Here is a 15,230-nt window from a genome sequence, read left to right as displayed (position 1 = left end):
AAGATCCCGGGCACTTCATTCGCCTGGCTTCACCATTTCAGGTGAAGGAAGCCCCGGGCGGCCGTGCGAGACCCCGCCCGTACGCGTAGCGCACGGAAACGTCCGGGTCAGAGGATCGGCGCACGGGTCGATCGTGGGTGGAGACACCGCCTCCACCCACGGGTGGGGACGGTTCAGACGTCGATACGCGAACGGTCCAGTGTGGCCGCCGAGCTGGTGATGAACTCCTTGCGGGGCGCGACCTCGTTGCCCATCAGCAGGTCGAAGACCTGCTCGGAGGACTCCAGGTCGCCGATGTTGATCCGTCGCAGCGTCCGGTGCCGCGGGTCCATCGTGGTCTCCGCCAGCTGGTCGGCGTCCATCTCGCCGAGGCCCTTGTAGCGCTGGATCGAGTCCTTGAACCGGACGTTCTTGCGCTGCAGCTCCAGCAACGTCTGCCGCAGTTCGTTGTCGGAGTAGGTGTAGACGTACTTGTCCTGCCCCTTCTTGGGCTGGACGAGCTCGATCCGGTGCAACGGGGGCACCGCGGCGAAGACCCGCCCCGCCTCGACCATGGGGCGCATGTAGCGCTGGAAGAGCGTGAGCAGCAGGCATCGGATGTGGGCGCCGTCGACATCGGCGTCGACGAGCAGGACGATCTTGCCGTAGCGGGCGGCGTCGATGTCGAAGGTGCGTCCGGAACCCGCTCCTATGACCTGGATGATCGCACCGCACTCGGCGTTCTTGAGCATGTCCGACACGGACGACTTCTGGACGTTGAGGATCTTCCCGCGGATCGGCAGCAGGGCCTGGAACTCACTGTTCCGGGCCAGCTTGGCGGTACCGAGCGCGGAGTCGCCCTCCACGATGAAGAGCTCGCTCCGCTCCACGTCGTCGCTGCGGCAGTCGGCGAGCTTGGCCGGAAGCGAGGAGGACTCCAGCGCGGTCTTGCGACGCTGCGCGTCCTTGTGCTGACGGGCCGCGATGCGCGTACGGGCGGCGGCCACCGCCTTGTCCAGCACGGCCCTGGCCTGGGCCTTGGCATCACGCTTGGTGGAGGTCAGGAATGCCTTGAGCTCCTTGGACACCACGTTGGCCACGATCCGGTTGGCCGCGGAGGTGCCCAGCACCTCCTTGGTCTGCCCCTCGAACTGGGGCTCCGCCAGCCGTACCGTCACGACAGCGGTGAGGCCTTCGAGGGCGTCGTCCTTGACGACGTCGTCCTCGGCCACGCGCAGCAGCTTCGCGGAGCGCAGGGCCTCGTTGACCGTCCTGGTGAGGGAGCGCTCGAAACCGGACACATGGGTGCCGCCCTTGGGGGTGGCGATGATGTTGACGAAGGACTTGACGTTGGTCTCGTATCCGGTGCCCCAGCGGAGCGCGATGTCGACGGCCAGCTCGCGGGTGACCTCGGTCGCCGTCATGTGACCGCGCTCGTCCAGGACCGGGACGGTCTCCTTGAAGGTCCCGGTGCCGGTCAGGCGCTGGACGTCACAGACGGCCTTGTCCTGGGCCAGGTACTCGCAGAACTCGCTGATTCCGCCGTCGAAGCGGAACGTCTCCTCGGTCTTGCCCTCACCGTCGATGCCCCGCTCGTCCCGCACGACGATGGTGAGGCCCGGGACGAGGAACGCGGTCTGGCGGGCACGCTGGTACAGCGTCTCCAGGTTGAGCTTGGCGTCCTTGAGGAAGATCTGCCGGTCCGCCCAGTACCTCACCCGGGTACCCGTACGGGTCTTCGGGACACGCTTCCCCTTGCGCAGGCCGTTGGCCGGGTCGAAGGGGCTGTCCGGCCCCTGCTCGGTGAACATGCCCGGAACCCCGCGCCGGAAACTGATCGAGTGCGTCGAGCTGTTGCGGTCGACCTCGACGTCGAGCCGCGCGGAGAGCGCGTTCACGACCGAGGCACCGACGCCGTGCAGGCCGCCGGAGGCGGCGTAGGAGCCGCCACCGAACTTTCCGCCGGCGTGCAGCTTGGTCATCACGACCTCGATGCCGGAGAGCCCCGTCTTGGGCTCGACGTCCACCGGGATGCCCCGGCCGTTGTCGCGGACCTCGACCGAGCTGTCGTCGTGGAGGATGACCTCGATGCTGTCGCAGTAGCCGCCGAGAGCCTCGTCGACCGAGTTGTCGATGATCTCCCAGAGGCAGTGCATGAGTCCGCGGCTGTCCGTGGACCCGATGTACATCCCGGGACGCTTGCGGACCGCTTCGAGCCCCTCGAGTACGAGAAGGTGCCGCGCGGTGTAGTTGGAGCTGTCCCTGTCTGCGCCGCCTGCTCCGGTCAGCAGCGCAGTGGACGGCACGGAATCGGCGGTCACGCGGTTCGCTCCTCGCTGAATTTCATTCGGGGCCCAGAGGGTAACGGGCTCGGCCTCGGTAGCCGCTGAGAGCCTACCGAGGCCTGGTAGAGCGGTTGTAACGCCACCCAGGGGGAATCCTTATGCTAGTCCAGCTTCGTATACGCGTTCGATCATTCGTTGGAGTGACGTGCACATCACGTTCCCTTCGAGGCATGAACCATTTAGGCTCCGGGCACGTCCTCATGAACAACCGGCAAGCCGGCCGGTGGACGGGCCCACACAAGCAACGCGAAACCGTAGCGCTACGCAATACGGCACATTCGCCGCCAACCGGCAACAGACAGCCATCCCGAGAAGAAGTTTCGAAGAAAAGCCACGAGCGGGAACGTTTTCGGCCTGGTTGGATGTTGACCCTGGTACGACAGCTCGTCGAGCTAGAGAAGAGGCGACGTGACTACTGTTCTGACCCCCGCGAGCCCGCTGACCGCAGCAGACCGCTGTGACCGTTGCGGCGCCCAGGCATATCTGCGCGTCGTCCTGATCAGCGGCGGTGAACTGCTCTTCTGCGCCCACCATGGACGCAAGTTCGAGCCGGAACTCAAGAAGATCGCCGCGGAAATACAGGATGAGACAGATCGGCTCACTGCCGTACAGGCAAGTGCCGCCGACGAGGAACAACACTGACACCTCGCATCCACGACGAGCCAGGGGTCCGGTCCAGGACCGGCCGACGGGCGGCCTCCCCGCGGGGAGGCCGCCCGTTCTCGTACCTCCGGACCGCGGCGGCCGGCAGGCCTGGCAGTCAGCGCTGAGCGGCCATCCACCGGATGGCCGCCGAGATGCGGGTGTACACACCGGGGCTGCCGGGACTCCCGCAGCCGCCGCCCCAGGAGACAAGGCCGACGAGGCGCCCACGGGCCACCAGCGGGCCTCCGCTGTCGCCCTGGCACGCGTCCCTCCCCCCGGCCGTGTTACCGGCGCAGAGCATCGTCGAGGCGTCGTACGAGCCCTGCAGGCCTCCGGGGTAGGCCCGCGTACACGCGCTGTCCGACAGCACCCGCACTTTCGCGGCGTGCAGGACGGACGCGTAAGCGCCGTAGCCCGTCGTGTCCCCCCAGCCGTACACCGTCGCGGCCGTGCCCGGCTCGTAGGCCGCGCTCCCGGCCCCGGCCATCGGGATGACACTGCCCGCCGGCAGTGCCCGGTCCAGGGTGAGCACCGCCAGGTCCCCGGCGTTGGTCCGCGGGTCGTGCCGAGGATTGACCCAGGCCGAGCGCACCGGGGTCTCCTGACCGCCGGGTCCGCTCAGCTCGTCCCGGCCGCTGATGACCCGCAGATCGGGCACCTCCGGGACGGCCGCACCCAGGACGTCCTGCCGCAGGCAGTGGGCGGCCGTGAGGACCTTCGTGGGCGCGATCGCCACCCCGCCGCAGAACTGCCCCGCGCGTGTTCCCCCGAACCGGTCACGGCTCGACAGAGCCACGGCCCAGGGGCTGTCGGCGACAGGAACGGGCCTGCCACCCACGACGATGCTGTCCGCGGCGGCAGGGGTTGGTGGGCCGACCGGTATGACGGTCGCAACGGCCGACAGGGCGAACGCCACGGGAAGGGCACGGACGACAACGCGGGACATGAGGACTCCTGACGCCGAGGTGAACGGTGCCCACTCAGCGTCATCCGCACGGGGGCGGGCCGCACCCGCACACGGACGAAGGGCCCGGAACCTTGTGAGGTTCCGGGCCCTTCGTCCGTGTCCGTCCTCGGTCCTAGTCGAGGTAGTCGCGCAGTACCTGCGAACGCGACGGGTGACGAAGCTTGGACATCGTCTTCGACTCGATCTGACGGATGCGCTCGCGCGTCACGCCGTAGACCTTGCCGATCTCGTCCAGCGTCTTCGGCTGACCGTCGGTGAGGCCGAAGCGCATCGAGACCACGCCCGCCTCACGCTCGGAGAGCGTGTCGAGAACGGAGTGCAGCTGCTCCTGGAGCAGCGTGAAGCTGACCGCGTCGGCCGGGACGACCGCCTCGGAGTCCTCGATGAGGTCTCCGAACTCGCTGTCCCCGTCCTCACCCAGCGGCGTGTGGAGCGAGATGGGCTCACGGCCGTACTTCTGGACCTCGATGACCTTCTCAGGGGTCATGTCGAGCTCCTTGGCCAGCTCCTCCGGGGTGGGCTCACGGCCCAGGTCCTGGAGCATCTGGCGCTGCACCCGCGCGAGCTTGTTGATGACCTCGACCATGTGCACCGGGATACGGATGGTGCGGGCCTGGTCGGCCATGGCGCGGGTGATCGCCTGACGGATCCACCAGGTGGCGTACGTGGAGAACTTGTAGCCCTTGGTGTAGTCGAACTTCTCCACCGCGCGGATCAGACCGAGGTTGCCCTCCTGGATCAGGTCCAGGAAGAGCATGCCGCGACCGGTGTAGCGCTTGGCCAGCGAGACCACGAGGCGGAGGTTCGCCTCCAGCAGGTGGTTCTTGGCCCGGCGGCCGTCCTCGGCGATGATCTCCAGCTCGCGCTTGAGCTTCGGTGCGAGCTTGTCGGAGTTGGCCAGCTTGTCCTCGGCGAAGAGGCCTGCCTCGATGCGCTTGGCGAGTTCGACCTCCTGCTCGGCGTTGAGGAGGGGGACCTTGCCGATCTGCTTCAGGTAGTCCTTGACCGGGTCGGCCGTGGCGCCGGCGACGGCGACCTGCTGCGCAGGCGCGTCGTCCTCGTCGTCGTCGGAGAGGACGAAGCCCTTGTTCTCGCCCTCGCCCTCCTCTTCCTCACCCTTGCCGGCCTTGACTTCCTCGGCCGCCTCGTCGCCGTCGAGGAGCTCGTCGTCCTGCTTGCCGGACTTCTTGGCAGCCGTCTTCTTGGCCGCTGTCTTCTTCACGGCGGTCTTCTTGGCAGCCGTCTTCTTGGCCGCCGTCTTCTTCGCCGGAGCGGCGACGGCAGCGTCGTCGGCCGCCGCGTCCGCGCTCCCGGCTGCCGGGGCGGCAGTGGCCGCGACGGTCCGCGTCACGGTCGTCTTGGCCGCGACGGTCTTGGTGGCGGTGCGCTTGACCGGGCTCTTCGCTGCGACGCTCTTGCGGGCGCGCTTCGGCGACTCCGCGGCACTGACCATCAGCGTCACACCCTCTTCCTCGAGGATCTGGTTGAGGCTGCGCAGAACGTTCTTCCACTGGGTTGGCGGAATCTGGTCAGCCTCGAAGGCCCGACGCACGTCATCGCCGGCGATCTGCCCATCAGCCTTTCCCCGCTCGATGAGCGCCATCACAGACTCGGACTCGGCGATCTCCGGCGGGAGCGTACGGGATGTGCTGGCCGACACGAACAACCTCTCGGAACGATGGAAACGGCTTCCGGCCCGGCCCTGGAGAGGGCTGGAACCGACGACCGGCGGCTGGGGATGTCGCCGACGGCGCGGGCTTGGCCTCGGAACTGCACAGCACACTGTGTGGCTGCTGTATTCCTTCCGCGGCGGTCACCTCTTAAGTCATCGCACTGTTTCGAGGAGTGTTACGCCCAAACCGCGTGGCCCCAGTCACACCTCATTTGCGACAGACAGAACCAAACTTCATATATACCTATAATTATGCCGCCGGACTATGGGAGTCCGGCGGCATACGGTCCGCACGCCCCGGCCGTGTCGCGCTCAGTGCTCGCGAGGCGCGGGAACCACGGGCTCCCCGTCCAGGTGGACGACGAGCAGTTGCCTCATCGCCGCTTCGGCGGCGGCGGAGTCTCCGGACGCCAGGGCCTCGACGATCCGCGCGTGATGTCCGAGCGATGCCTCCGCGGGTCGGTCACACCCCGTGACGGGCCCACCGGAGACGTGCAGAGCCCCCGACACGATGCCCGACAGATGCTCCAGCATGCGGTTGCCCGCCGCCTGGATGAGCAAGGAGTGGAACTCCGCGTCCGCCCGGGAGAACGTGATGGCATCCCCGTGCCCCATCGCGTGCCCCATGATCTCGATCATCTCGCCGAGGCGCTGCTGGATGTCCTCACGCCCATGACCGGCGGCCAGCCGGGCGGCCAGCGGCTCGATCGTCCAACGGAGCTGAGCCAGCTCTCGACGCTGGTCGTCACGCTGAGGACCGAAGGCCCGCCACTCGATGATGTCGGGGTCCAGGAGGTTCCAGTCGCTGACCGGCCGGACCCGGGTGCCCACGTTGGGCCGGGCACTGACCAGGCCCTTGGCCTCGAGGACACGCAGGGACTCCCTCACGACGGTGCGGGAGACCTCGAATCGCTGGCCGATCTCCTCCGGAACGAGCGGCCGGTCGGCACCGAGGTCACCGGAAACGATCATCTGGCCGAGCTGCTGGACCAGTTGGCCGTGAAGCCCACGGCCGCGGCTGGCCGTGCCGCGCCGGCTCGCCCGCCCCAGTTCGGAATCGGAACCTCCCCATGAACGGAGGGCGGCGCGCTCGCCGGCCGGCGTCTCCGCGCAGGGATAGCGGTCGAGTTCGCCCGGGCCGGAGTCGGCGGAGCGGGCGGCGGTCATCATGGTGTGCGCAAGGGTACTCACGCATCCTTTGTCGGCGTGGCTCGCGCAGCCCTTGAGGTCTTTGGTGAAAAGCACACGAAAGGGTGATCGGCACCCGCCCCACAATTGACGCGTAATGGGGGGAATTTGCACATTCCCAGGAGAGTTGCGCGCGCTCGGCCGCCATATCGGCGCACCGCACTCACCAACGGGCTCTCCCTCGAAGGCTGGTGAACACATACGCGCAGATCAGGGCGGACAGCGACAGGGAGAGCGCCACCCCCACGGGGTGGGCCACGACCCTCACCGCGGCCATGGCCCACCGGTCGGTTTCGTACGGCCATTGCAGCCAGGCGAGTTCACGCAGTCGGCCGGGGAGCCCGGCGATCGAACGGACGGACGGTCCCGCGAGCAGCTTCTGCACCAACGGGACGACCAGTACGGGAACGGCGAGCACCGCGGCGACCCCGGCGCCCGTCACGCGGAAGACGCCGGCGGCCAGCAGCCCGGCCCAGGCGCACCCGACCGACAGACCTGCCCAACCTGCGGCCAGCTGCGGAGCGTTGGCCGGTACGTGGACCAAGTCACCGCCGTACACGAGGCGCAGCGCCTCGGCATCCGCCAGGACGGACAACAGGGCCAGCAGCAGCGCGACAGCGGCGGACACCCCGAGCTTGGCCAGCAGGAGCCCGAGGCGCCGCGGGACCGTTCCCCGCCCCGCGGCGAGCGCCGGGTAGCGGAACTCGTCGCCGAAGGAGAGGGCGCCGAGCAGACCGGCACCGAAGGCCGCGGGCGGGAGAGGCAGCAGGTCCGGCCAGGCGACCAGGAGATCGGGCAGGGGCGTGCGGCCCGAGCGGGCCAGGAAGACGGAGAGGGCCGCCGATACCAACAGGACGGTCGCCATGATCAGGGTGGTCGTCCTGACGCCGAAGAGACGGCGCAGTTCGTACCGCACGGGCCGGAGAGGGCCGCGGGCGGGGCGGACGGGAATCGGCGGAGGCAGCTCCGAGACCGCCACCGATGACGCGGGGCGCGGTACGGCCGTTCTCGCCGGGCCCGCGCCGGGAACCGCGACCGGACCCGCATCGCCGGTCTCGTCGGCGAGTTGGTGCACGGGTACGCCGTGCCGGTACGCCGCGTCCCCGACCTCCGCGCAACTACTGCCGTACACCGAAAGCCGGCTGCCGCCCTCGGCGACGACCTCGACCGAGCGCCTGGCCGCGCGCGCCTCACGGCTGACGACGGCGGCCAGCCGGGCGGCGTGCGGTGTCCGCACGGCGACCCTGGGCCGCAGACGGGTGCGGGAGAAGTCGGCGACGTCCTGGTCGGCGACGAGGCGTCCGTCGTCGATGGTGACCACACGGTCGGCGGCGCGCGCGGCCTCCTTGGGGTCACTGGTGGTGTGCAGGACGGTGCCGCCCTCGGCGGCATGCGCGCGCAGCAGACCGTGCAGCCAGCTCTTCTCCCGCGGGGAGAGGCCCTTGGCGGGCTCGTCGAGAACGAGCGTGTGCGGATCTCCGAGGAGCGCGGACGCGAGACCGAGGCGACGGTCCATGCCGGCCGAGAGGGCGCCGATGCGCTGGTCCCCGAGCCCGGCCAGACCGACGACGTCGAGCAGTTCGTCGGCTCGTGACGCGGGAACCCCCGCGGCGGCGCAGAGCATCCGGAGCTGGCCGCGGGCGGTGCGCGCGGGGTGGCCCGGTACGTCACCGAGAAGCACACCCACCTCGCGGGCGGGGTGGCCGATGCGGTGCAGGGGCCGACCGCGGAAGTAGGTGACGCCCCGTCCGGATTCGAGTTCGAGCATCAGACGAAGGGCGGTGGTCTTGCCGGAGCCCGGAGCGCCGAGAAGTACGGTGACGCGACCGGAGGGGGCTTCGAAGGTCAGGTCGTCCACGGCGGAGGGAAGGTCGCGGCGGGGGGTGCTGGTGAGTCCGATGGCCTGGAGCATCGCTTCTCTCGCAGAGGGTGAGACCGCTCGGCGGCAGGGTGGGGTACCCAAGCAAGATAACGCGACATTTCCGACTTTTGGTGCACCGTTGTTCCGGTGGCGCTCGACATCGTCCCGGTGGGTGTTCCGTGGTCGGAGCCGTCCGCGCCTCCGGAGCACCAGGCCTTGTCGGACTCTCACCCGCCCCGTCGGCTCCGGGCGCCGGGCCGGGTTCGGCACGACCGGCCTCGAACCTCTCGCATCGAGCCTTCGGCCTCAGACCTCCGCGGCGGACCTCAGCTCCGGATCTCCCGCGTCGGATACCCCGGCGCCGGAACCCTCGCATCGGATCTCGGGCTCAGACCTCGGGGCGCAGCATCGGCGGATTGAGCACGGTGGCCGCGCCGGCCCGGAACAGCTGCGCGGGGCGGCCGCCCTGTCGTGTGGTCGTCCCGCCGGACGGGACGAGGAAGCCGGGCGTGCCTGTCACCTTGCGGTGGAAGTTCCGGGGGTCGAGAACCACACCCCACACCGCTTCGTACACCCGGCGCAGCTCGCCGACCGTGAACTCCGGCGGGCAGAACGCCGTGGCCAGCGAGGAGTATTCGATCTTGGATCGAGCCCGCTCCACCCCGTCGTCGAGAATCCTGGCGTGATCGAAGGCCAACGGGGCGGACTGTTCGCCGTCACGACCGAACCCGCCGCCGGGGCCGAGGAGATCCTCGACGGGGGCCCACCGCGCGCTGTTGGCGTCACCCCCCGCGCGAGGCGCGGGAAGATCGGGGGCCAGCGCGAGGTGCGCGACACTGACGACCCTCATCCTGGGGTCACGCCCCGGGTCTCCGTAGGTGGCCAACTGCTCTAGGTGGGCACCATTGCCTACGGCGGGAGTGGCTGGATCGTGTGCGCAGAGTCCGGTCTCCTCGACGAGCTCACGCGCTGCCGCGGCACCGAGATCCTCATCGGTCCTGACGAATCCGCCCGGTAGTGCCCACCGGCCCTGGAACGGCGACTCACCGCGGCGCACCACCAGTGCGCAGAGCGCGTGACGGCGCACCGTGAGCACGACCAGGTCGACGGTGACTGCGAAGGGCGGGAACGTCGACGGGTCGTAGGGCGGCATGCCGAAATCATAGTCGTCTTCCTGACGATAAACACTCCGTTCGCGATGTTGGTCCGCCTCCTTTCACGAGGCCGGTCCTCCGCCCGCCGACCCGACAAGGGGTTTCCGCCGCGACCGCCCCCGTGCGGCCCGGTGGAACCCGTCCGGCCGGCGGTCCGTCAGCGGCCGCTCCCGGTATCGCGCTGCCCCTGCGTCTGCGCTTTCCCCCGTCCCTGTGCCTGCCCCTGTCCCTGGCGTTGCGGACCGCGGGCACGGCGTCGGGCCACGGCAGAGCCGGGCCGGGCGGTGCCGGGCGTCGGCCTGGTCGACGTCCTCCGCTTCGCAGCCGATGTACGCGTGGGCTCCGCCCGCCGGACCCCGCGTACGTCACACCCGCCGTCGCCGCCACTCGCGCCGTCGTCGGCACTGACGTGCCCCGCACGCAGGCCGCGCTCGCCGCGGAGGCAGCGTCGCAGCGTTTCCGGGTCCAGGCCTTCGTTGCACGCCTGGTGCAACAGTTGGGCGAACGTGTAGTGGGGATCGGCCCGCAGCGCGAGCCCCAGCGCGACCCTGGCGCCCGGTTCGTCACCGGTGGACCAGGAGACCCAGCCGGCCAGGGCCAGCGGCGCGGCGGAGTGCTCGACGTACGGGCCGACGCAGCGACGGGCGAGCGCCCGCCACAGCCGCAGGGCCGTCTCCGCCTCACGGCCCTCCATCCACTCCGCGGCCCGGTCCCTGGTCTCCCGGTCCTGGAGACCGAGGATCACGGCCGCCGCCTCGTCCGTGCCGATGAGGCGGTCGTCGTGGGTGTCGGCGTCGGCCGGTACGGCCGCGGGTGCCCGCCCGAGACGTTCCATGAGCTCACGTGCCAGTCGCAGGGTCTCCGCCGCGACCTCGCTCCGCCCGTCCGGGTCGAGGATCCTGGACACCATCACGGCCCCCGCGGAGTCCAGTGCCCTTTCCTGATCCGCGCCCGCCGAGGAGCCCCAGGGCATGAGGCGTGTCTCCATGTCCCGCAGCGATCCACGTACCTGAATTCCCGCGTAGGCGGCGGCCGCCGCCATCACCGTCGTCCCCGGGAGTGCCAGCGGATTGCCCTCGACCGGGCAGCAGCGCTCATCGGGGCAGCAGTACGACCAGTAACGGCCGTCCGAGATGCAGAGCGCTTCGAGCACGGGAACGTCGAGCGCCCCGCAAGCCGTGCGCAGGCGCTGCGCCAAGGGCCTCAAGCGCTCCATGGCTTCATGACCGCTCTCGCCCTCGGCAGGGTCCTGGCAGAGGAAGACGACGATCGCGTCCGGGCGTGAGTCGCGCTTCTCACTGCCCGAGATCAGGCACTGCGCCAGCTGGTCCGCGATCGGTGCCCACTCGGTCGGCGATTGCGGGATGCCCAGCCTGAGCCTGCCGCCGAAGCGCCCCCGGCCGCCGTGGAGGGCCACCATGACCACGCTGTCGTTCGGATGGAATCCCATCAGGTACGGGAGGGCGTCGGCCAGCTCGGCGGGGCCGCGCAGGGTGATCTGCTGCTCGTCGGCCGGTTCGGTGGATTCGTGGTGCTTGTTCATGGCATGACCGTCCCGCGCTCCGCCGATTTCCGCGACCCCTGTGGATAAAGTTATCCACAGGGACGGACGGTCGTTCGCGCTTTGTCTCAGGCATCGGGTTGCATGGGGGCATGACCAACCCAGACCGCGCAGAGCTCAGGGCCTCGGCCGATTCCGTACTTGCCCGCCTCGTCGGGGACGCCACCGGCGCCGCCCGGCTGCGTGAGGACCAGTGGCGGGCCATCGAGGCGCTCGTCGCCGACAAGCGCAGGGCCCTGGTCGTACAGCGGACGGGGTGGGGCAAGTCCGCGGTGTATTTCGTGGCGACCTCCCTGCTGCGCGCGCAGGGCAGCGGCCCGACCGTGATCGTCTCGCCCCTGCTCGCGCTGATGCGCAACCAGGTGACCGCGGCCGCCAGGGCCGGCATCAGCGCCCGCACCATCAACTCCTCGAACACCGAGGAGTGGGACACCGTCCGGGCTGAGGTGGCGGCGGGGGAAGTCGATGTGCTGCTCGTCAGCCCCGAGCGCCTCAACAACCCCGATTTCCGCGACCAGGTCCTGCCCGAGCTGGCCGCCGCGACCGGGCTGCTGGTGGTCGACGAGGCCCACTGCATCTCCGACTGGGGGCACGACTTCCGGCCTGACTACCGACGGCTGCGGACCATGCTCGCGGACCTCCCCTCCGGCGTCCCGGTGCTCGCCACCACCGCGACAGCCAACGCGCGAGTCACCGCCGACGTCGCGGAACAGCTCGGCACGGGCGCGGGCACGGACGCGCTGGTCCTGCGTGGCCCGCTGGACCGGGAGAGCCTCAGCCTCGGTGTGCTCCAACTGCCCAACGCGGCACACCGTCTGGCCTGGCTGGGCGACCACCTCGGCGAGCTCCCTGGTTCCGGGATCATCTACACGCTCACGGTCGCGGCCGCCGAGGAGGTCACCTCCTACCTGCGCCGGAGCGGGCACACGGTGACCTCGTACACCGGCCGGACCGAGAACGCCGACCGGCAGCAGGCCGAGGACGATCTGCTGGCCAACAAGGTCAAGGCTCTGGTGGCAACGTCCGCGCTGGGCATGGGTTTCGACAAGCCCGACCTCGGGTTCGTCGTGCACCTGGGATCGCCGTCCTCCCCCATCGCGTACTACCAGCAGGTCGGACGTGCGGGACGTGGGGTCGAGCACGCCGAAGTCCTGCTGCTGCCCGGCAAGGAGGACGAGGCCATCTGGCAGTACTTCGCCTCGGTCGCCTTCCCTCCCGAGGAGCAGGTGCGGCGCACCCTGGACGTCCTCGCCCAGGCGGGCAGGCCCCTCTCGCTGCCCGCGATGGAGCCGTTGGTCGACCTGCGGCGCACCCGCCTGGAGACGATGCTCAAGGTGCTCGACGTCGACGGCGCGGTGAAGCGGGTGAAGGGCGGCTGGATCTCCACGGGCGAGCCCTGGGTCTACGACGCCGAGCGCTACGCCTGGGTCGCCCGGCAGCGCGCCGCCGAACAACAGGCCATGCGGGACTACGCCTCGGGTACGGGTTGCCGCATGGAGTTCCTCCGGCGCCAGCTGGACGACGAGGAGGCCACGGCGTGCGGACGCTGTGACAACTGTGCGGGGGCCCGGTTCGACGACAAGGTCTCCACCACGGCCCTGGACGGGGCGCGGGGGGAGCTCGGCCGTCCCGGGGTGGACGTGGAGCCCCGCAAGATGTGGCCCACCGGGCTGGCGGCGGTGGGGGTGGATCTCAAGGGCCGTATCCCGGCGGGGGAGCTGGCGTTTCCGGGCCGGGCCCTCGGCCGGCTCTCCGACATCGGCTGGGGCAACAGGCTCCGCCCGATGCTCGCGGCCGAGGCTCCGGACACCTCCGTTCCCGACGACGTGGCGAGCGCGGTGGTCACGGTCATCACCGACTGGGCGAAGGGACCGGGTGGTTGGGCCTCCGGGGCTCCGGACGCGGCGCCCCGGCCCGTCGGTGTCGTGACGGTGGCGTCCCGTCGCAGGCCGCGGCTGGTGCACTCACTGGGCAGCGGCATCGCGGAGGTGGGCCGGATGCCCCTGCTCGGGACGGTCTCCTACGCACCGGGGACAGAGGATCTCCGTTTCTCGCAGACCAACAGCGCACAGCGGGTGAGGGCCCTGCACGAGGCTCTGATCGTGGAGCCCGCACTGGCCGAAGCGCTCGCCTCGGCCGGCGGTCCCGTCCTGCTCGTGGACGATCTCTCCGACACCGGCTGGACGCTCGCTGTCGCCGCGCGGCTCCTGTGCCGGGCGGGCGCCGAGGGGGTGTTTCCGCTGGTCCTCGCGGTTCAGGCGTGATGTTGGCTTCATCCCGGTGCTGAACGGGCAGGGATATCCGTATCATTCCGGCCGATTTCCGTCAGCCGCGCCAATTGCTCGTTGCCGCCCGCCGATGCGACAGGAAGAATTGGAATCGCTCCCAGCACCGTCCCTTCGCAGGCCCGGAAGGGCTGTGCCGCGGCGCGCCCTCACTCGACCCTGCCCGCACCGTGGGCGCGTAGCGAAGGGAGGACCGTGACCTTCGGATTCGCTCCGTCCGCGGCCACTTCACTGTCGACGTCCCCGGTATCCCCCGGCTCCGTCAACAGCCTTGCCCGGATACTCGAACCGGCCGAGTGGGCAGCGGCCGGCATACCACTGCTGCGCAGCCCGCGTGAGGTCGTCAGTGGCCTCCACGCACGGCACAGACCGACCCCGGCCACCGCGGTCGTCGCCGTCCTCGACCATGAGGAGCGGCTCACGGCCAGCGCCTCGTTCGCCCGGCGGACCACCGTGGCCGCCGACGGCTGGGAGTTCCGCAACTCCTTGCTGGCCCATCTGCGCCGGGTCGTGCCGCACGACCTGCGCCGCCGTACCCCCGTGCGGACGGCCGTCCTGCTGTACTGCCGCGAGGGGGACGAGCGGTGGACCGAGGAGGACGGGGCCTGGATGTGGGGGCTGCGGGACGCCTGCACACTCCATGGCCTTCGCTGCGGGGCCTACATCACCCTGACCCGGGGCGGCTGGCAGGTCCTCGGCGAGGGCAGGGGCGGCCGCAGGCCCAGTTCCCTGTCCCAGCCGTCCGCCCTGGCCGACGCCCTCACCGACCACGATCCGGATCCGCTGCGCACCGGTGGCGGGGCGGCGGAGGCTCTGCGGCGTACCGCGGCCCGCTGAAACGGGACGTGGGTCCTGGCCGCCCTCACGGACGGCCAGGACCCACGGAGTACGGCTCGGTCGACTGCGCCGGACCAAGACTCAGACGCCGGCGCCGAACACGGAGTTGATCTTCTGCGGGTCCCCGCAGACGATCAGCAGCGCACCGGCGCGCTCACGCGCGACGGACAGCGCGCGGGTCGCGCTGTCGTCGACGTCGCCGTTCACAGCGACGACGACCACCGAACGTGATGCGCAGCGGTCGGTCTTCGACACGTGCGCGAAGAAGACATCGTCACCGGCATCGTGCTGGGCCCAGTACACGGCCTCACCGAAGGAGAGTTCGTGCGCGGCCCAGGGGTGCTGCTCGTCCGTGGTCAGGACCAGGATGTCACCGGGCGCGCGGCCCGAGTCGAGAAGCAGGTCGACGGCCTCGTCGGCGGCGGCGAGCGCACCGTCGGCCGAAGCCGGGATCAGCTGGAGCTGCGCCGAGGAACGATTCTCCGGCTGCCTGTCGCGCCCGGCAGGACGCGCCGCGGCGGGAGGGGCGGGTGTGGGGCGCGGCGCGGGCCGCGCGGGGCCGGGGCCCGGATGTCCGGGACGCGGCGTGGCCGCGGAACGCGGACCAGGTACGGGACGGGGGGTCGGCGCGGTGCGGCCGGCGGCCGGAGTGACGCGGGGACCCTGGGCGCTCTCGGGAATCTGAGGCTCCTGGGGGATATGAGGCATGAGTGGTTGGTTGTCCATCGAAAATCGC

Annotated in this window: 11 protein-coding genes; 3 read left to right on the top strand and 8 right to left on the bottom strand. The window is 70.2% G+C overall.

Annotation, left to right across the window (positions count from 1 at the left end; all coding sequences use genetic code 11):
- Positions 1–173 precede the first annotated feature (173 nt).
- Complete coding sequence (locus tag ACFWVP_RS17960) at positions 174–2,300, bottom strand: type IIA DNA topoisomerase subunit B (protein WP_384497693.1); 2,127 nt, start codon at positions 2,298–2,300, stop codon at positions 174–176.
- Between the two features lie 432 nt (positions 2,301–2,732).
- On the opposite strand from ACFWVP_RS17960, the gene ACFWVP_RS17955 reads away from it, so the two are divergent.
- Entirely contained in the window at positions 2,733–2,966 is a 234-nt protein-coding gene (locus ACFWVP_RS17955; protein ID WP_014153643.1) for a hypothetical protein, read from the top strand.
- Positions 2,967–3,084: 118 nt separating this feature from the next.
- Here ACFWVP_RS17955 and ACFWVP_RS17950 read toward each other — a convergent pair whose 3' ends face one another.
- The 6 genes from ACFWVP_RS17950 to ACFWVP_RS17925 form a co-directional block, all read right to left on the bottom strand.
- Positions 3,085–3,915 carry a S1 family peptidase gene (locus ACFWVP_RS17950; RefSeq protein ID WP_384497692.1) on the bottom strand — a complete coding sequence of 277 codons (831 nt, stop codon included), beginning with the start codon at positions 3,913–3,915 and terminating at the stop codon, positions 3,085–3,087.
- Positions 3,916–4,048: 133 nt separating this feature from the next.
- A complete protein-coding gene (locus tag ACFWVP_RS17945; protein WP_384497690.1) occupies positions 4,049–5,596 on the bottom strand; it encodes an RNA polymerase sigma factor in 1,548 nt (515 codons plus the stop codon).
- 324 nt (positions 5,597–5,920) lie between these two features.
- Positions 5,921–6,778 (bottom strand): FadR/GntR family transcriptional regulator, encoded by an 858-nt coding sequence (locus ACFWVP_RS17940; RefSeq protein ID WP_384497881.1) that lies wholly within the window; start codon positions 6,776–6,778, stop codon positions 5,921–5,923.
- 181 nt (positions 6,779–6,959) lie between these two features.
- A complete protein-coding gene (locus ACFWVP_RS17935) occupies positions 6,960–8,708 on the bottom strand; it encodes an ATP-binding cassette domain-containing protein (protein WP_384497689.1) in 1,749 nt (582 codons plus the stop codon).
- Positions 8,709–9,045: 337 nt separating this feature from the next.
- A complete protein-coding gene (locus ACFWVP_RS17930) occupies positions 9,046–9,810 on the bottom strand; it encodes an NUDIX domain-containing protein (protein WP_384497688.1) in 765 nt (254 codons plus the stop codon).
- Positions 9,811–9,968: 158 nt separating this feature from the next.
- Positions 9,969–11,354, bottom strand: a complete 1,386-nt coding sequence (locus ACFWVP_RS17925) for a DUF4192 domain-containing protein (protein WP_384497687.1) — start codon at positions 11,352–11,354, stop codon at positions 9,969–9,971.
- A 110-nt stretch (positions 11,355–11,464) separates the two neighbouring features.
- Here ACFWVP_RS17925 and ACFWVP_RS17920 point away from each other — a divergent pair, with 110 nt between their 5' ends.
- Positions 11,465–13,636: a RecQ family ATP-dependent DNA helicase gene (locus ACFWVP_RS17920; RefSeq protein WP_384497685.1), complete on the top strand. Its 2,172-nt coding sequence runs from the start codon at positions 11,465–11,467 to the stop codon at positions 13,634–13,636.
- A gap of 216 nt (positions 13,637–13,852) precedes the next feature.
- Positions 13,853–14,494 carry a hypothetical protein gene (locus ACFWVP_RS17915; protein ID WP_384497684.1) on the top strand — a complete coding sequence of 214 codons (642 nt, stop codon included), beginning with the start codon at positions 13,853–13,855 and terminating at the stop codon, positions 14,492–14,494.
- Between the two features lie 81 nt (positions 14,495–14,575).
- Here the strand turns inward: ACFWVP_RS17915 and ACFWVP_RS17910 are convergent, their stop codons facing one another.
- Positions 14,576–15,202 (bottom strand): hypothetical protein, encoded by a 627-nt coding sequence (locus tag ACFWVP_RS17910; protein WP_384497683.1) that lies wholly within the window; start codon positions 15,200–15,202, stop codon positions 14,576–14,578.
- Positions 15,203–15,230: the final 28 nt, after the last annotated feature.

It is taken from the genome of Streptomyces sp. NPDC058637 (assembly GCF_042717325.1).
In the GTDB taxonomy this organism is placed as follows: domain Bacteria; phylum Actinomycetota; class Actinomycetes; order Streptomycetales; family Streptomycetaceae; genus Streptomyces.
Note: the sequence above shows the minus strand (reverse complement) of the source record. Positions and strands in the feature narration are given on the sequence as shown.

Coding starts and splice junctions, on each gene's coding strand:
- ACFWVP_RS17935 (WP_384497689.1), bottom strand. CDS start 8,708: ATGCTCCAGGCCATCGGACTCACCAGCACCCCCCGCCGCGACCTTCCC.
- ACFWVP_RS17940 (WP_384497881.1), bottom strand. CDS start 6,778: ATGATGACCGCCGCCCGCTCCGCCGACTCCGGCCCGGGCGAACTCGAC.
- ACFWVP_RS17930 (WP_384497688.1), bottom strand. CDS start 9,810: ATGCCGCCCTACGACCCGTCGACGTTCCCGCCCTTCGCAGTCACCGTC.
- ACFWVP_RS17920 (WP_384497685.1), top strand. CDS start 11,465: ATGACCAACCCAGACCGCGCAGAGCTCAGGGCCTCGGCCGATTCCGTA.
- ACFWVP_RS17910 (WP_384497683.1), bottom strand. CDS start 15,202: ATGCCTCATATCCCCCAGGAGCCTCAGATTCCCGAGAGCGCCCAGGGT.
- ACFWVP_RS17925 (WP_384497687.1), bottom strand. CDS start 11,354: ATGAACAAGCACCACGAATCCACCGAACCGGCCGACGAGCAGCAGATC.
- ACFWVP_RS17950 (WP_384497692.1), bottom strand. CDS start 3,915: ATGTCCCGCGTTGTCGTCCGTGCCCTTCCCGTGGCGTTCGCCCTGTCG.